The organism is Sediminitomix flava (genome assembly GCF_003149185.1).
GTDB classification, from domain to species: Bacteria; Bacteroidota; Bacteroidia; order Cytophagales; family Flammeovirgaceae; genus Sediminitomix; species Sediminitomix flava.
On record NZ_QGDO01000001.1, the window covers coordinates 240,647 to 259,698 of the forward strand.

General features: G+C 36.4%; 13 protein-coding genes. 3 read left to right on the forward strand and 10 right to left on the reverse strand.

The features are described from left to right. Positions 1-146: 146 nt before the first annotated feature. Entirely contained in the window at positions 147-1,034 is an 888-nt protein-coding gene (locus BC781_RS00890) for a glycerophosphodiester phosphodiesterase family protein (protein WP_109615367.1), read from the forward strand. 178 nt (positions 1,035-1,212) lie between these two features. Here the strand turns inward: BC781_RS00890 and rpsA are convergent, their stop codons facing one another. The 7 genes from rpsA to BC781_RS00925 all read right to left on the reverse strand — a co-directional run bounded on the left by rpsA (position 1,213) and on the right by BC781_RS00925 (position 12,051). Then, positions 1,213-2,967, reverse strand: coding sequence for a 30S ribosomal protein S1 (rpsA, locus tag BC781_RS00895; protein WP_109615368.1), 1,755 nt, complete (start codon positions 2,965-2,967; stop codon positions 1,213-1,215). Between the two features lie 256 nt (positions 2,968-3,223). Beyond that, complete coding sequence (locus BC781_RS00900) at positions 3,224-4,297, reverse strand: M42 family metallopeptidase (protein WP_109615369.1); 1,074 nt, start codon at positions 4,295-4,297, stop codon at positions 3,224-3,226. Between the two features lie 197 nt (positions 4,298-4,494). Beyond that, positions 4,495-5,256: a LytR/AlgR family response regulator transcription factor gene (locus BC781_RS00905; protein ID WP_109615370.1), complete on the reverse strand. Its 762-nt coding sequence runs from the start codon at positions 5,254-5,256 to the stop codon at positions 4,495-4,497. A gap of 41 nt (positions 5,257-5,297) precedes the next feature. Then, complete coding sequence (locus BC781_RS00910; RefSeq protein ID WP_109615371.1) at positions 5,298-6,347, reverse strand: sensor histidine kinase; 1,050 nt, start codon at positions 6,345-6,347, stop codon at positions 5,298-5,300. A 235-nt stretch (positions 6,348-6,582) separates the two neighbouring features. Continuing rightward, positions 6,583-7,920 (reverse strand): TolC family protein, encoded by a 1,338-nt coding sequence (locus BC781_RS00915; protein WP_109615372.1) that lies wholly within the window; start codon positions 7,918-7,920, stop codon positions 6,583-6,585. Then, positions 7,913-10,990 (reverse strand): efflux RND transporter permease subunit, encoded by a 3,078-nt coding sequence (locus tag BC781_RS00920; RefSeq protein WP_109615373.1) that lies wholly within the window; start codon positions 10,988-10,990, stop codon positions 7,913-7,915. The genes BC781_RS00915 and BC781_RS00920 overlap by 8 nt, the downstream gene beginning before the upstream one ends. After that, positions 10,990-12,051, reverse strand: a complete 1,062-nt coding sequence (locus BC781_RS00925) for an efflux RND transporter periplasmic adaptor subunit (RefSeq protein WP_109615374.1) — start codon at positions 12,049-12,051, stop codon at positions 10,990-10,992. Before BC781_RS00925 ends, BC781_RS00920 begins: the two co-directional genes overlap by 1 nt. A 229-nt stretch (positions 12,052-12,280) precedes the next feature. On the opposite strand from BC781_RS00925, the gene BC781_RS00930 reads away from it, so the two are divergent. Both BC781_RS00930 and BC781_RS00935 read left to right on the forward strand, forming a co-directional pair. Beyond that, on the forward strand, positions 12,281-12,697 hold the full coding sequence (locus BC781_RS00930) for a hypothetical protein (protein WP_109615375.1): 417 nt from the start codon (positions 12,281-12,283) through the stop codon (positions 12,695-12,697). A 398-nt stretch (positions 12,698-13,095) separates the two neighbouring features. Then, positions 13,096-13,512, forward strand: coding sequence for a hypothetical protein (locus BC781_RS00935; protein WP_109615376.1), 417 nt, complete (start codon positions 13,096-13,098; stop codon positions 13,510-13,512). 114 nt (positions 13,513-13,626) lie between these two features. On the opposite strand, the gene BC781_RS00940 is transcribed toward BC781_RS00935, so the two are convergent. The 3 genes from BC781_RS00940 to BC781_RS00950 form a co-directional block, all read right to left on the reverse strand. Then, the gene (locus BC781_RS00940; RefSeq protein WP_158281359.1) at positions 13,627-16,413 is read right to left on the reverse strand and encodes a family 10 glycosylhydrolase; all 2,787 of its coding nucleotides are present in this window, start codon (positions 16,411-16,413) and stop codon (positions 13,627-13,629) included. A gap of 124 nt (positions 16,414-16,537) precedes the next feature. Beyond that, the gene (locus BC781_RS00945; RefSeq protein WP_109615378.1) at positions 16,538-18,238 is read right to left on the reverse strand and encodes a hypothetical protein; all 1,701 of its coding nucleotides are present in this window, start codon (positions 18,236-18,238) and stop codon (positions 16,538-16,540) included. Positions 18,239-18,281: 43 nt separating this feature from the next. Continuing rightward, positions 18,282-19,052 (reverse strand): hypothetical protein, encoded by a 771-nt coding sequence (locus BC781_RS00950; protein ID WP_109615379.1) that lies wholly within the window; start codon positions 19,050-19,052, stop codon positions 18,282-18,284.

Consider the following 19,052-nt stretch of genomic DNA (forward strand, 5'->3'; position numbering starts at 1 on the left):
TGTTCTTCATAACAATAGCCTTTTTAGTTTAGAAAGTTATCTTTTCTAAAAATACCCTCCGAATATAAAAAATTAACAAGTATGTACTTCTTACTTAAAAGCCTCAGTTTAATTTTGAGAATCACCAAAAAGTAATTCATCTAGCAATGAAGCGATCAAATGTATTTTTAGCTCTAGCAATGAGCTTCTTAGTTTTTTCTTGTAAAACAACAACAGATAAAACTACCAAACAAGATGGAAATTCATCAATCAACGATACTTCTATAACATTTACAGAATGGCTTAAAAACCCCAAACCTTTAATTAGTGCACACAGAGGAGGTCCTTACTCCGGATATCCAGAAAATGCGATTGAGACTTTTGATCATGTAAATCAGTTCTCTCCAGTTGTAATAGAAACAGATATTTCTATGACAAAAGATAGTGTTTTGGTTATGATGCATGACAACACTTTAGAAAGAACAACTAATGGTAAAGGAGCTGTAAAAAAGGCTACTTATCAAGAGTTACAAAAACTTTCGCTGGTTGATAATGACGGTAAAGTTACATCATACAAAATTCCAACTTTAGATGAAGTTTTAGCTTGGGGAAAAGGAAAAGTGTTATTTACCCTAGATGTAAAAAGAGGTGTTCCTTTTGAAAAAGTACTAGATGCGGTAGAAAAACATAATGCAGAATCTTATGCTGCAATCATTACTTATCGAATGCAAGATGCTGAAAAAGTATACAAACTAAATGATAAAGCAATGATTTCAATATCATTAGGAGATGATGGAGCAATCAAACAATTCAATAAATCAGGAATTCCAGCAAAGAATGTACTCGCTTTTGTAGGTACAAGAGAACCTCAGAAGTCACATTACGCAAAATTAAAAGAACTAGGAGTTAAAACGATTTTAGGTACATTGGGTAACTTAGATAAAAGTGCGGTAGCTAAAGGAAATGACTCTGTATATTTAAACTATGTACAAAACGGTGCAGATATTATTGCAACGGATAGACCTTTAGAGGTATCAGCCGTTTTAGCAAAGTAGTTTTTATTTTAAGTCACTCAAAATATGAAAGTCTAGGATTGATGATTCAGTCTTAGACTTTTTCTTTACAAAAATTTGAAGACAAAAAAAGGCTTCGGAGTCCCCTCCGAAGCCAGTGATCAATCTAAGTCCGAATCGAAAATTTACTTTTTGATTCGTTTCAAAGCACGGTCAAGAATTACTTCTTGTCCATGTTTTCTTTAAGTTTAGCAAGTGCATCTAGATCTCCTAGAGTTGCTTTTCCTTCGTCCGCTTTCGCGTCTTTCTTAGGAGCAGCAGCTTTTTTCTTAGGAGCAGCGGCAGCTTTCTTCTCTTCTTTGTAAGTACCTGTGTGAGAAAGGATGATTTTCTTATCCTCTTTCGAGAACTCAGCTACTTTGAACTCAAGAGTTTCACCTGCTTCTGGAGTTGCACCGTCTTCTTTCTTCAAGCTTTTGCCCAAGCAGAAACCTTCGATACCATACTGAAGCTCAACAACTGCACCTTTGTCAGTTTTGTTCAAGATAGTACCTTTGTGCACAGAACCTACTTCGAATACAGTTTCGAAGTGCTCCCATGGGTTTTCTTCAAGTTGCTTGTGACCAAGAGCTAAACGTCTTTGTTCTGGATCGATTTCCAAAACAACAACTTCTAGGCTCTCTCCAACTTTAGTGAATTCAGATGGGTGTTTCACCTTCTTAGTCCACGACAAGTCAGAAACGTGTACCAAACCATCGATACCTTCTTCAAGCTCGATGAACAAACCGAAGTTAGTCAAGTTTCTTACAACTCCGTTATGTTTAGTACCTACAGCATATTTTGATGCCAAGTCAGCTTTTGTCCAAGGATCTTCAGTCAATTGCTTGATACCCAAAGACATTTTACGCTCCTCTCTGTCGATAGTCAATACAACCGCTTCTAGCTCATCACCAACTTTGATGAAGTCTTGAGGATTTCTCAAGTGTTGTGACCAAGACATTTCAGAAACGTGGATCAAGCCTTCTACACCTGGCTTGATTTCCAAGAACGCACCGTAGTCAGCTACGTTTACGATCTTACCTTTCACTTTAGAACCTACGTCGATAGTTTCGTCAAGAGATTCCCATGGGTGAGGAGTCAATTGCTTCATACCCAATGAAATTCTTCTCTTATCGTCGTCAAAGTCAAGAACTACTACGTTCACTTTTTGATCTAGGTTCAACACCTCTTCTGGGTGGTTGATACGTCCCCAAGAGATATCAGTGATGTGCAATAGACCGTCAACACCACCAAGATCGATAAACACACCAAAGTTAGTCATGTTCTTGATAACACCTTCAAGTACTTGACCTCTTTCAAGGTTGTTCAAGATCTCAGCTTTTTGCTTCTCAAGATCTTTCTCGATCAATACTTTGTGAGAAACTACTACGTTATCGTTAGCGTAGTTGATTTTCACAACTTTCAACTCCATTTGCTTACCTACGAAAACGTCAAAGTCACGGATAGGCTTAACGTCAATTTGAGAACCTGGCAAGAATGACTCGATACCGAAGATATCAACGATCAATCCACCTTTAGTTCTTCTCTTAACTACACCCTCGATTACTTTGTCATTGTCAAGAGCTCCTTGAATTTCTTCCCAAGCCTTAACAATTTTCGCTTTCTTACGAGAAAGTACAAGTTGTCCGTTAACGTCTTCTTGAGATTCTACAAAAACCTCAACTTCGTCGCCAACTTTCATGTCAGTAAGGTCACGGAATTCGTTCAATGGTACCAAACCATCAGCTTTGTAGCCAACGTTCAATACTACGTCACGATCAGTGATAGATACGATAGTACCTTTTACCACTTCGTTCTCGTTGATCTCACCTAATGTACCTTCGTACATAGCAAGCAGCTGCTCTTTTTCGTCTTTAGAGTAGCCTTGACCAAAGCCTGCTACTTCAAACTCGTCCCAGTTGAATTCGTTTTCCATTATTAAAGTATAGCACTTTAAATACACTCTTTTCTTAGTGCTATCTGAAAAGAGCTTTTGATTAAACATATTATTCAAATAAGAAGCTAAAATAAGACTTCTCCAAATGAACGTGCAAAGATATAAATACCACTTAGATAATCAAACAATTAAAACACAAAAAATGTCTAATAAGTGGGAACTCATTTCTTATTAAACATAAAAAAACTGCGGAAGATTGCTTATCTACCGCAGTTTAAACCAATTAAGTCTTCAATTACTTAATATATCTAAAGTCATGCCCTAACTCCAATTGCTTCAAGAATTCAAACATTAATTTGATACAGTTCTCAATATCATCTTTATGAACTGTTTCAACCGTAGTGTGCATATATTTAAGCGGCAATGAAACCAAAGCAGATGCAACACCACTTCCTGAATAAGCAAAAGCATCAGTATCTGTCCCAGTCTGTGAAGATGCAGCCTCACGTTGGAATGGAATTTCATTAGCTTTAGCCGTATCGATAACCATTTTCAATAAGTTATTCTGAACAGCAGGTCCATAAGTTACTGAAGGACCATTTCCAGATTTCACATCTCCTTGTTTTTGCTTATTGTACATTGGAGATGTTGTATCGTGCGTTACATCAGTAATAATAGCTACATCTGGTTGTAAACGCTCAGCAATCATCTGTGCTCCTCTCAACCCAATTTCTTCTTGGACTGCGTTTACTATATAAAGCGTAAATGGAAGTTCAATATTGTTTTCCTTCAGTCTTCTTGCTACCTCAGCGATCATAAAACCACCAATTCGGTTATCTAAAGCTCTTCCAGAAATATATTTCCCATTAAGCTCTCTTAATTCGTCTTCATAGGTAATCACACAGCCTACGTGTACACCCATTTCCTCAACTTCTTCTTTAGATGAAGCTCCGATATCAATAAAGATATTATCTAAGGTTGGGCTTTTTTCTTTCTCCTCTCCTCTTCTAACGTGAATTGCTGGCCACCCGAAAATACCTTCTACAATTCCGTTTTCAGTATGAATATTTACACGCTTTGAAGGTGCAATCTGATGGTCAGAACCGCCATTACGGATCACATAAATATATCCTTCAGGAGAAATATAGTTTACAAACCATGAGATTTCATCAGCATGTGCTTCAATAGCTACTTTATAGTCTTTACCCGGATTAATGACTCCAACTGCAGTGCCGTAAGTATCTACAAAATGCTCGTCAATATATGGTTTCAGGTATTCCAACCAGATTTTTTGTCCTTCAGCTTCAAAACCTGTTGGAGAAGCATTATTCAAATATTCAAATAAGAACTGCTTTGCGTTATTTTCCATTATAGTTCAAATGTTTTAATGTGATACGACCTAAACACAAAGATAGATGCTTTTTTGAATTCTTACTGATCAGACTTCAATATCAACCCAAAGACAAATTATATATATGAATTATCCTATTTCCAATTTTCAGCACTAGGTCCTTAAAAACATTCTGTTTTGAAGAAACTAGAAGTAGATATTACAGCTTTAAAACACTACTGGTCAAACCACTTTTTAAAGGCTGAAGCTTTTAACCTACTAATGATTGCATCTTCTTTTTGGGAAGGTTTAGTAAACACTGAGAGTTTTCCTCCAAAATAATTCTCAAACTTCACTACGGCATCTATGTGTAGAATTAGGTGTCTGTTTGCTCTAAAGAACTGAATCGGGTCTAATTGATATTCTAATTTTTCTAAGGTTAAATCTAGATGATGCTCTTCTCCATTGAAAAGAATAGCCTTAGTTAATCCATTTTCACTTTTAAAGAATGCAATATCTCCAACATCTATTTTGAAATAAGAATCTACATTAGAAACCATAAATCGCTTACGGTATTCCTGTTTCCCAGACTTGACTAAAGCTAATAACTCATCAAAGTCTGTTTGTTTACGCTCTGTTTCAGAATGATATTCTTCAAACTTTGAAATGGCTAGAACAAGCTTATTTTCATCGATGGGTTTCAATAAATAATCAACACTTTTGACTTCAAAAGCTCTTATTGCAAACTCGTCATAAGCAGTCGTAAAAATAATTGGAGCTTCAGACTTAACCTGCTCAAAAATACTAAAGCTTACTCCATCTTTTAACTGAACATCTACAAAAAATAGGTCTGGTTGAGGGTTTTCTTTGTACCATTCTACTGCAGTTGACACCCGATCAAAGAAATTCGTGCATACCCACGTTGGGCGAACTTTCTTAATCAAAGCTTCAAGCATTAGCCTACTATGCTTCTCATCTTCAATGATACAATATTTCATAAAATGTGCAGTTGGTAATTATTGATAAATTAAAATCAAAACTACTCATCTAACAAAGGAACAGCTACTATAAATTGCCCATTAGTTTGTTCTATGGTTATAGAACGTCCAGAAAGAATCTCGAAACGTCTTTTTAAATTTACTAACCCTAACTGAGTTGAGTATGTCGATTGCTTGAGTTGAATATTATTTGAGACCGTGAGTTGGTCGTTGTCGGAAGTGATAAAGATGTGAAGAACTTGTTTAGCATCGGCTATATTGTGCTTGATTGCATTTTCGACAAGTAACTGTAAAGTCATTGGAGGGATCGTCTTCCAAAGGTCCTCTTCTTTAATATCAAAAGAGACTTCAAGCCCTTCTTCTAACCTTTCTTGATGTAATGAGATATAATGATTTATAAATTTCAGCTCTTCTTCAAGCGTTACGGTTACCACATTACTGTGTTTTAAAACATATCTGTAAATATCTGAGAAGTCTTGTACAAAGTTGAGTGCTTTCTCTTTTTCATCTAGCATTACGAAAGACTTCAAAATACTAAGGTTATTAAAAAGAAAATGAGGATTGATTTGATCTTGTAAAGCTTTAATACTCATTTCCATTTTCTCAACTTTCAGGCTTTCTACTTCATTATTCAGCTTTTTCCATTTGTTCAATAATCGAGCAAAAAGGGTAATGGAAACTTGCAACATCATAGCCCATAAACCAATTCCTAAGAATAGAATTACTTCCTTAAAAAAGTCAAGGTTTTCGGGTTTATCAACGATATGATACATCGCTGAAAAAATGAGAAGAAAAACAATGGTATTCACTCCACCCTGCCATCTCATTCTTTTGAAAACGTTCTCTACCGAGATAGGAAAATAAGATTCGAAGATAAACTCAATGAGAATAACCGATTCATTCAGTACTAGAAACAAGCAGAGTATATTACTCAAGAAATATACTTGTTCTGAAATTGGTGGATTCAAGCCTGAAATAGACTTAATCGCATAAAATGAAACTCCTGTCCAAAATGTAGAAAGTAAAAAGCGTTTTCCTATTTCTTTCAATGAATACAGCTCCTTATAACCAAAATCTTCAACTCTTAACATAGGGGGTATCTTTTATTTGAAAACAAATGTAGCTCTAAAAATAGAGCTACACACTTGCTGAAATAGTTTGTTACTTTAGTAACAATCAAATCATCCGTCAGAATAATAAATCAAAAAGGAGGTGAAAAGAGCCACAAAAGGACCGACCAATGTTAGGTAAGGGATGAAACGCAGGTCAAATCTTTCTGCTTTTCTTTTTCACTTCTCCAATTTTGATTGATTGGTTAAATAACTGCTACAACGTCAGTTGTCCTGTAGCTTTCTTCCATGCTGTTTTCTTTACTTCATAAGCCACCAAAGCTGCTATCAGTTGGAATTGAGCATTTTGCAATTCTGTCTGTGCTGAAAGCAAATCTGAAGTAGTATTTAACTGAGCCTCAAAACTATATTTAGTTTCTTCTAAGCTTTCTTCTGCTTGAGCAACTGATCTTTTCGCTATTTGAACAGCCTTGTAGGCTTCATCTACTTCCAATGACTTTTGAGTGATTTCTAAGCTGATCAAATCTTTTGCTTTGCTATAATCATTCTCCGCCAAACGAGTTTCATGCCTTGCTATTTTTAGTTTTTCTTTCTTTTCTCCCCAATGAAATACAGGAATACTCACTTTTCCCGCTAACATCACTACAGGTGCTAAATCTTCTCCAATATCAGAGGCATACAAATACATATATCCTGCTTGCACGCCAACTTGGGGTTTATAATCTGCTTGAACAATTTTCGTATCCAAGTTTTTGACTTCTATATTTTTTTGAAGAATAGCTAATTCTTTACGGTTACTTATGCCTATTTGGGTACCTTCTGAGGTATCAAATATGACAGATTCTTCCAATTCTTCTGTTGGCAAGGTTGGAGCCTCCAACTCAAAACCAATCAATTGATTTAAGTAAACTGTTGCTACTTTTACACCATTCTCAGCCCTTAACAGTTCTAACTCAGCCTGATTTTTCTGTACACTTACTTTAAGTTTTTCACTTGCTGGAAGTAATCCTACTTCATATATATCATTCATTTGTTCTTCAAATGCAGTCAGGGTAGTCAGATAACTTTTCGCCACCTTTACGCCTTCGTGAGCTGCGGTAAGATTCCAATAGGCTTGGTCTGTTTTCTCGATTACATCTGCATAAGTCAGCTGATACTGTTCCTTGCTGACTTCCTCTCCTATTTTAGCTTGCTTATTTATTGACTTGATTTTCCCTCCTGTATAAACTGGGAGAGTCATTGTAATATCAGCGGTTGCAAGTGTGAATGATTCTTGTGTCATCGTTACAAATCCATCTGCTGGCACTCCCATGTCTGGAGGTAATAAATACCCCGGAATATCTAATTCAGCATTCAAATTAGGAATATAAGACCCAGAAGCTGAAGCATCGATATTTGGTAAATGAGCTTTCTTTGCCAGTTTCATTTGTGCTTCCGCTTTCTCAATGTTAATAGCTGCAGCTTTCAAATCTTTGTTGTAAGCTATTGCCTGTGCTCTGCATTCCTCAAGCGTCAAGTTATTTTGGGCTTGAGTAGCAAGTGCAGACAAGAAAAGTACTGCACCTGCAACATATTTGATCACTTGGTTATACATGGCTAATTTCTTTTTCTTTTTTAGAAGCTTTCAATGGGCTAATGTCAACTTTGTAGAACTGTGCATAGAACACAGGTACAAGAATCAAGATGATGAGTGTCCCGACGAATAGACCAAACATGATCGTGATTGACATGGACTTAAACATGGCATCTGCTAAAAGTGGAGCCATCCCCAAAATGGTAGTCAATGAAGCCATCATTACAGGACGCATACGCGATACGGAAGCGTCAATTGTAGCTTGTAATTGTGTTTTCCCTTCATCAATTCCCAAATTGATTTCATCTAACAGTACTACTGCATTTTTGATCATCATACCGATAAGACCTAGCGTACCGATAATTCCCATAAAGTCATAAGTAGCTCCTGTAGTGATAAAGCCCAAAACAACTCCAATAAAAGCATAGGGGAAAATCAAGAAGATAATCACGGGCTGCTTCAGGTTATTGAAAAGACCAATGATGATTACTAGCATCAATCCTAAGGCAAGTGGTAAATAAGTGGCTAACGCTTTATTCGCTTTCATGGCATTTGCTACTGTACCATCCCAACGTAATGAATAACCATCGGGTAAAGGAATTGCCTCTATATCATCTTTGATACTCGCAAAGAGTTCTTCTGGTGTATGCCCATCTTTTACATCACATTGTACTTTGAGCGCTCGTTTTCCATTGTACCTATAAACAGCTTCATTTTCCCAATCCAACTTCAAGGTATCAATAATATGTGCCAGTGGCGTACTTGCCTGACTTCTTTGCCCCCAAACAGGAATGTTACCGATATTCTCTAAATCTGATGCGAGTGGCGTATTTGTTCGAAGAACGACAGGAACCTGATCTTTACCTTCATAAATAGCTCCTATAGGCATTCCATTGGTCACTACCAAAATAGAATTTGCCATATCATTTCTGGTCAGACCAACTTTTTGAGCTTTCTCTACATCATAAATTGGCTTTAATACTTTCGATTCATTCAACCAGTTATCTGTAATTGATACGGCTAATTCTTCTTTTCGAAGTATTTCTTTTGCCTGTTCTGCCAAGTCTTTCAACACTGCAGGGTCAGGACCTGAAAATTCCATTTCTGTTTCAAAGTCAGTAAATACAGCTCCGTACTGAAGTATTCTCACAAATGATTCTGGAAATTCTTTTTCAAAGTAAGCTTCCAATTCAGGAATTAACTTCGCTACAGTTTCTTTGTCTGTTGTTTCTACAATGAATTCTGCATAGTTATTTCCACCCATTGCCATCGGACGCATCAGCAAATAACGAACAGGTGGTCTCCCAACAGAACCTGTTACTTTCGTCACTTCATCGTAAGTAAGGATATGTTTCTGTGCTTTTTGAATATCTCGTTCAACAGCATCAATATCGCTTCCTTGAGGCAAGGTGTACTCAATTAAGAATTGGTCGTAAGCAATTGATGGAAAAAATCCGAGTTTAATAAACTTGAAACCGCCAAATGAAAGTATCAGTACCAACACACTTGAGGCTACAAATAATCTTTTATGCTTCAATGACCATTTGATTGTTTCTATGAAAGCTTTATAAATGAAACCATTATACAATTCGTCATTTTCTGAATTTGATTTTGATTGTTGCTTCTTGTAAAAGTATTTCGCCATAAATGGAGTTTGAACCATGGCAAATACCCAACTAAGTGCCAGAGAAATTACAAGTACAGAAAACAAAGAACTCATAAACTCACCCGACATATCTGGTGAAAGAGCTAATGGCATAAAGGCAAGAATAGCCACCAAAGTTGACCCTAATAATGGAATGGCTGTTTTCTTGGCTGTATCTACAAAAGCAAATTTAGGCTCAATTCCTTTCTTCAAATCCATCAAGATACCATCGGCAACTACGATCGAGTTATCTACGAGCATCCCCATAGCCAGAATGATTGCAGATAGAGTCACTCGATGCAATGGAAGATCAATTGCCAACATACAAATCAAGGTTGCCAAGATTGTGAAGACTAAACCACTCGAGATCAACAAACCAGATCGCATTCCCATCGCAAATAACAATACTGCGATAACGATACCTACCGACGAAATCAAGTTCCAAATAAAGTTCTGTACAGCAGCATCTACACGCTCAGGTTGAGAGTAAACGGTGTTAATCTCGATACCTGCAGGTAATTCAGCCTTTACTTCCGCTAGTTTCTCATCAATTCTTTCGCCAAGTTCAACTACATTGATACCGGTTTCATTTGATAGCCCCAATGCCAAAGCTTGCTGATCATTGAAGTACATTGCCTCTCTTTTAGGCTCGAAATACGACTTTTGAACTTTGGCAATCTCTCCTAATCGGAATGAACTCCCCTCTTGTGTGGAGATCAAAAGGTTTTCAATATCTTCTATTTTATTGAGTTTATTCCCTACCCCTAAACGGATCGCATCTTTACCCGAAGCAATTTTACCAGAGTTTACAATTGCTCCTTGATTCTGCATTTCCATTGCAATCAGCATAGGGTTTATTCCCAATTTCGCTAGCTCTTCTGTTGAAAAACGAATTTCAATTGATTCATTTTGTTTTCCAAAAATCTGCGATCGTCGAACGCCTTCAACACTCAGTAGCTCTTTCTCAATAAACTCAGTATAATCTGTTAGTTCAGCTTTAGAATAACCATCTGCAGAAACTGCATAGAACATCCCATAGGTATCAGCAAAATCATCATTGACAATAGTCGGATAAGCTCCTTGTGGTAAATGTCCTTGTGCATCGCCTACTTTTCTTCGTAAATGATCCCATAACTGAGGCAACTCATCCGTCTTTACCGTTTGTCGGATATTCACCTCAATCATGGACATTCCAGGAGTTGAATTCGACTCTATAAAATCTATATTTTCAAGTTTTTGGATTGCCTCCTCTAGTACGTCTGTTACTTCCAACTCTACTTCATGTGCCGAAGCTCCAGGGTAAGCCGTTATGACCAAAGCTGTTTTAAAAGGAATCTCAGCATCTTCAAGTTTACCAATCTTCTGATAAGCAAACAGTCCTCCGAATAGCACAGCGATAAGTACCACTGTGATCATCGCTTTCTGATTTAATATTTTCTCTAGCATTATAGTAGCCCTCCTATGTTAGTTGACGATGCTTCTTTAATGGCTTTCACCTCTTGCCCTTCAAACAGGTAATTTACTCCTGCTGCCACAACCTGATCTTGAGTATTCAAACCTGCTTTCACCTCTACGTTACCATCTGATAAAAGCTTTCCTAGCTTCACTTCTTTCTTTTGGAGTTTGCCATCTTTAGCCTTCATAACCCACACATAATTTTTACCATTTTTGGTGAATAATGCGCTGATCGGAATAATGGCACTACTTACATCAGAGGCTTCATTATATAAGCTAATGTCTGCCGACATCCCTGCTCTAATATTTTCTTTGGCATCATTTAAGAAAGTATATCGCACTTCGTATAAGTTATCGCGCCCAGCCTTCTGACTGATGGATTTGAGCTTAACTTCTTTATCATAAATATTTTTATCCTTCAGACTGAGAAGTGCTTTCTCATTTTGCTTTACTATATCTAATTGTTTTGTTGTAGCCTTCACGACAACCTCAAAAGAAGAAATATCAATAATTCCGACAATCGGTTGACCTGGACCCACTGTCTCGAAATTATTCGCCATTGTATGTGTGATATAGCCCGAAAATGGAGTCTTTAATTGGGTATCTTTCAGTTGATTTTGAGCATGTTCATAAGCACTACTTGCCATTTCAAAACCCGATTTTACTTTATCGTAATTATTGGCTGGTAATTTTCCTTTTTCATAAAGCGTTTTCATGCGCTCAAACTCAGCTTCTACTTGTTCAAACTGTGCTTTAGCTTGTCTTACAGCAATCTCATAATCTCGTTTATCTATAGTAGCGATTACTTGTCCTTTTTGTACATAATCGCCTTCACTAACAGATAATTTTGCCAAAGGACCGCCTACTCTAAAAGATAGATTTACAGCATCTTTCTCTAAGACTTGTGCATTAAATGAAATAGCCTTTGGGCTCTGAATAGATTGAATTGTTGTTATCTTGACGAGCTTAGCGCTCTTAATTTCCTTTTCTTGGTCTGGCGAACAACTTGCTAGTAATGCTGAAGCCAAAATGATGTGAAGTACTTTTTGCATGAATTCTGATCTGATTAATGATTTGATGTTTCAAAAGTAGATCAGTGTATCCTCAGAAAGTGTCAAAAAAAATGTTGAATGCTAAAATTAGGTAATGAAATGCATCAAAGTAAAGGTGAAGTGAAAGGGGATGAAATTGTATTATTTATTTTCTACATTAGTAACACCATAAACCATAAATCACACTTTCAATAGATCTATTTTTTTATTTCACGATTAACCAACTACTATGAAACGAATTTACTTTATCCCTATCGGTAAAAAAAGGTGGTTTTGGCTACCACTTATACTCTTATCTGGCATATTTATCATCTCAGGACTCTTTGAACCCATTATTTTTGGTAACCCGAAACTATATAAATACTTTGCTACCATAGGTCACCTTATTCTAATAGGATTTTATAGCCGTATGTTTTGGCATAAAAATTCTGTTCAGTGGAATAAATTAGGAATGCATATTAGACTCAATTCGATCTTTGGAAAATCAATCTCTTTTGCAGATGTAAAGACTGCTGAAATTCGTGAAAGTGAATTAATCATAATTGAAAAAGATAATCGTAAAAGAGTTTTCAATATAAAAGATGTACAAAAAGATGATGTTGTGAAGCTTCATAAAATCATTGAAAAATACTCTTCTGTTGCGTAATTTAAATTCATCAAAATGAAGGTTTCTCAGCTAAATGAACTACATAAAAAACCTTCCTTATAGACAATCTTTAAGGAAGGTTTTTTGAGTTTGGGCAAACTTCAGATTATAGAGCTATTTATCAGATAAGTCAAGTATATTTTTTAATGTAATGATTATCAAGGATTTTAATTTGAATTCAAATATTAATTATTCAAAATATAATACCCCTTTAGATATTGAAACAAGTCATAATTTAGCTATTGGCACTGGATTTCAATACAATAATAAAATTAGTATTGAGTTAAGTTATGAAACTGACAGAAACCTTCTTATTACTTACCAATCGTGGTATACTAATTTTCAGACAACATCTATTAAATTAGGATATAGATTATTCTAATAATAAAACAACTACTATGAAACAAATTCACTTTATCCCTACCGGTAAAAAAAGGTGGTTTTGGTCACCGCTTATACTCTTGTCTTGCATATTTATCATCTCAGGACTCTTTGAACCCATTATTTTTGGTAACCCGAAACTATATAAATACTTTATAACCATAGGTGACCTTATTCTAGTAGGATTTTACAGCCGTATATTTTGGCATAAAAATTCTGTTCAGTGGAATAAATTAGGAATGCATATTAGACTCAATTCGATCTTTGGAAAATCAATCTCTTTTGCAGATGTAAAGACTGCTGAAATTCGTGAAAGTGAATTAATCATAATTGAAAAAGATAATCGTAAAAGAGTTTTCAATATAAAAGATGTACAAAAAGATGATGTTGTGAAGCTTCATAAAATCATTGAAAAATACTCTTCTGTTGCGTAATTTAAATTCATCAAAATGAAGGTTTCTCAGCTAAATGAACTACGTAAAAAACCTTCCTTATAGACAATCTTTAAGGAAGGTTTTTTGAGTTTGGGCAAACTTCAGATTTTAGAACTATTTTTGAATATAGACTTTTGAAGAATAGATCTTATCACCTATAAATACTTGGAAAATATAGAGACCAACTTCTACATCTCTTACATCAACGAGAGTTTGATTATTATCTTCTACCATAGCTTTTCCTTCTTTGATAATTCCTCCACTTAGGTCTCTCAAGAGCCATAATTTAGGAGTAGACGAGTCCAATGTTTGGAACTTTATGTATTTAGTGGCTGGATTTGGAAATACAGTAATTCCATCATTCAGAAGAATATCACTATTTGTCAATACCACAGGAATTGTCGTAAAAGAAACGACTTCTGACCATTCTCCTTTTCCTGCTCCAGAATTTGATGCTGCGACTCTCACATAATACGTTTTATCTTCTTCTGTACCTGAGAAAACATAAGTCGTATCTTTCGCATCATACTTCCAGATATTCTTTAAAGTCTTACTGAAATCTTCCTTTTCAGAAATTTGGATATTATAACTACTAGTATTTTGAGTCTCAGTCCAAGAAACCTCTAAAGCATAACCTGGCTCAACTACTAAATGATGTGTAGGTGACAGAATTTGAGGAGTTTCCGCAGGGTAATGAAGTGTTTTAAAACGGTGAACAACCCAATCTGATTCATATTCACTATTTACAACCTTCACTCTGATGTCATAATATTCTAACTCCTCTAAAGCTTCAGTGATCTGATAACTTTTTTCTGAAGCACTTACAGTCACGTCAACTAAAGGAGTATCATTTTCAAAAGTTGCAGTAGTGCTTTTGATCTGAATTTTGAAAGACTCAGCGGTTTCTAAAGCATCCCAAGTAATTGTCATTAATGGATCTACATCTTTTTCATTATCTGAAGGACTTAGTAAAGAGGGCTTTCTCAAGCGATCAATCTCAAATGAGGCTGTAGATGAATACTCACTTCCTCCTGCTAAATTTAAAGCTTGAATCCTCCAATAGTAAGTAATCTCACCATCTAAATCAATTTGAGAAATATGAAATGAATTTTGAGTAACAGTATCTGTTTCAAATACTAAATCTTGAAAACTTGATGAGGTACTTACTTCTATTCGGTAAGACATTGCTCCTAAAGAATGCTCCCAATCTAACGTTCCCGTTTCGTAAGCCAACACTACATCTGATTCCGAAGTAATAATTGGCGTTTCAGGTACTTCAAGTCCTGACCATACTTCATTTGATTGTACATTCCCGAAACGATCATAAACCCAAATACTGTAGTATTTGTCTTCATTTGTCATTTCAGATCCAGTGGCATCAAATACATTGCCATACGCTATGGCTTTCATGTCTTCAAGGCTAGGTGTTGTGCTAGGGTCTGTGGTTTCTAAAACTATAAATCTATAGTTTTCTGCATCAGGATAATCCCATGTAAGAGTGGCTGTTTCACCTTCATTTTGTTCAAATCGGATATTTGTCACACCATCCCCCGACAACTCTAGTTCTTCATTGATCATGACAGGCAATAGCACCTTTGCTTGATAAACGTCTGTTAGCATGTAATCTGAAAGACCGCTTACACGCCAAAAATCCATAGCCCTAAAGTATACACTCCCTTTCACTCCTTTTGCATCATTTGCACGGTTGATTTTTACTTGTCTTGTAATTTGACTTAACGTCCAAGCATCCGCGGATATTCGGCTATTTGAATTAGAACTTTGATCAAAATATTCCTTTTGTTCGTGTAATACATCAAGATTTGAATCACTCAAATCACTCTTGCGAGTGGCAGGACTATTACTCAATCTATATGTACCTTGACCTGTATAAATATGACTATCAAATTTATCAGACATATCTGCCCACCAATTATTCAGTGTTTCATAATCTTGCCCTCCACCTGTAGGCCAATACTGCTGAGGTGTGATATAGTCGACAGTTCCTTCTTTCATCCAAGCAAGCGCATCACAATAAATCGTATTGTAAGCATCTAAGCCAACAATTCCAGCAGGCAAGTCAACATCATAATCTGCTGCAGCTTGTGCATCCGTACTCCAAATTCCAAATGGACTAATACCAAAACGAACATATTCTTTCTTAGCCTTAATAGCTTGGTATACTTTTCTAACCATACTATTAATACTACCTCTTCTAAACTCGGCTAAACTCTGACCTTCTTCAGCATAAGCATCAAACTGCTCTTGATCTAAAGATGCATGTGTACCTCCGTATGCATAGAAATAATCATCAAAATGTACACCATCAACGTCATAACGATCTACAACATCTTCTACCACTTCCGCTATATAATCTGCCACTTCAGGTATTCCTGGGTTTAAAATCATACTACCATCATCATAAGCTATAGCCCATTCTGGATGTTCTTTGTAAACGTGACCTTCTCCAAAGTAACTATCTGAAGGATTTTTCGCTGAAGATATTCGGTATGGATTCATCCATGCATGAAGCTCCAGTCCTCTTTTATGAGCTTCTTCAATAGCAAAAGTTAGAGGATCATAGCCAGGATCAACTCCTTGACTTCCTGTAAGGAATCGTGACCAAGGCTCTAGGTCAGAAGCATACAGTGCATCACACTCAGGACGAATTTGAAATAAAACTGCATTCATATTCATCGCTTGAAAGTGATCCAACATTTCTATTAAATCTTGCTTTTGAGCTTCTGAATCCCCTTTGTCACTATTCTTTGGCCAATCTAAATTACTCACAGAAGTTAGCCACACTCCTCTAAATTCTTTCTCTGGGCTTTCTTGCGCCCAAGATGTATGTCCGAATCCTAATAGAAAGGATGATAAAATAAAAAGTAAAAATTGATTTCTCATAACATAACTCTTACACATTGACACTATAAGACTACAATTGTAAAAAATTTCAGATGGCGATATTGTGGAAAAGCCCCATGTGCAACAGTGTTACAATGGGGCTTTAATTGAGTACTAATATTTATTATTTCAAGTTGCTATCTAATGCTAGACCATAAGCCTCAACACCTTCGATATACATCTCAACTTCATCTTTATCAGTAGTACCATCCAATTTGAAACGCTTGATACCAGAAACGTTTTCTTCATCTTCTGCAGCAGCTCTATAAGCCCAGTATACATAACCTGTATGAGCATCTACTGCAATACCAGTGATACCAACATTCTCGTTATCACCACCTTCAATTTGGAATGGAGCATCATCAATAACCTCTACGTTTGAACCATCAAGATTAGCTCTGTAAAGTACACCTACACCTACACCATCTACTTTGTTTGCAGAGAAGTAGATTTTTTGATTCGCTTTATCAACAGCAAAAGCCTTTACAGTGTGATCTCTCAACAATGCACCCGCAGCTGGTACTGAAGTAGGAGGATTATCTCCATTTGCACCAGGAACGATATCGCCTTCTTCAAACTTCCAAAGGCCTCTGTGGTTTGATGCTTTTGACCACCAGAACTCTCCGCCTTCCATTACTTGGAAATCACCGTTTAGAGCACCCCATCCGTAACCGTAACCATCAACTAAACCATAAGATGAGTAGTAACCTAGTTCAGCATTTTTTACAAACTGATAGTCAGCCATATTTACAGCTGGATCCAACTCTAATGTTTGATCATTCAAAGGAATAGCATAAACTCCATCTCTACGGTCTGCAAAGTAAATTTTACCATTTTCAACATCAACATCACCAGTAAATGCATCTTTGTAGTGTGCACTTGCAGAAGTGGCTGTCGTCAAGAATTTAGCATGAATTGTTACATTTCCTTCAGCATCAACTGAAGTAATTGAACCTGGTACTTCTTGTGTTGCAGTGGTCTCAGGGTTCACGTAAGTCAAAAGACTACCTGCATCGAAAATATAAACACGATCACCTTTATATCTTACTGTAAGTGGGTGAACTCCTAATGGAATTGATGTGTCAGCCAATTCAGGACCAGCTGCTAGCATTCTTGCAGTATGTAATGTACCTTCTTTTTGAGCAATATATAGTGTTGGAGCTAATTCAGCTTTTACATCTACTTCATACTCATATACCAAAACACCATCACCAGCGGTAGATAATGCTGTATCATTCATCGTTACAGTCAAACGAACAGTTACAATCCCATCGTTTGCAAACTTTACTACTGGAGCAGCGACTGAAGAAGCATTGTTTTCTACATCATCTCCTGTTGCTACAATTGCAGCACCCGATTGAGCTGTCACAAATTCCCAGTTATAAGACTTAACACCTTTAGCATCTGGATCATAAACTGTAGCTGATAGCTCAACACCTTCTTGTGCAACAACCTCTTCTACATCCATGAAAATTTCTGGAAGTGCCTCGCCAATCGTCACATTTTTCGCTATTAGTTTCACGTCCCATCCATCAGGCACAACTGATACATTATACATTCCAGGGTACTTAAATGTATAGCTCAAATTCTTCTCATTTGAAGTATGAATTTCTTGATCATTTTGAGAGATTGTCCATACGAAAGCAGAACCACCTTGTGAGATATTTTCAAATGTAATAGCTTGACCTGCTACAGGAGAATCAACTGATAAATTGAACCCCACATCATATACTGGAGCTTGCTCTTCGTCTTCAGAACATCCGACAAAAATTGAAAGCGCCAAGATTGCAGCAAGAAAGTTCTTGCCAAATTTTAGATAATTCATAGTGTAAACGATTAAATAAAAAAATTATGTGTCTTAGTTTTACTTAAATCACATTGATGTTTGACTCTTCTGAAAAATTACTCACACCAAAAGAACTGATCCCTTCAAACTTAGAAGTGATACTGTGCTTCTTGCCATAGTTGTAAGAATCTATAAGAGTCGATATACCAATTGTTGTGTATTTATTGATTAACCATGTTTTGCCCTCCGCTGTCAGTATCCCATCTTCATTGAAAGTTTGCATAACTTCCTCTTCAGTGGCTACAGCTAATACTTCAACCAATAACTTTTTATGGTTTGCAGAAGTAGCCGATACTGCTAAATGTTCGTACATAGCGGTTTCAACTTCTGCTGGAACTACAGATATAAAATCGGCTGTAGCTACTTGAGATGGTCTTTGAGTATAAGTCTTAAAACTCAGCGGGACATCTATACCAACCTCTTTCCTGTATGTTTTTGATTCTGGATCCCAATCCGAAAAATCATATTCATAAGAAGAAAGAATCTCATAAGCTGTTTTTTCAGCAAAAACACTTGTTTTAAATGAATAAGAAATCGAAGATATTTTTAATTCGTAAGCTTCTTCGGTATCCACTTTCCACCAAAGGTGTAAGCCATTATAAACACGTTCTCCTTTTATCCAATAACTAACCTCAGTTGTCGTCATTTCTCCTGCTTTTGCTACTGGCTGAAAAGGCGAAAGATAGATACTTGGTGCTTGTTTATTTACTGCACCTAACTCTCCCACAGGGTCATTTTCCTCACATGAGGACAGCCCAATAATTGCCAAGCAGATAAATAGTAGTCTCTTCAT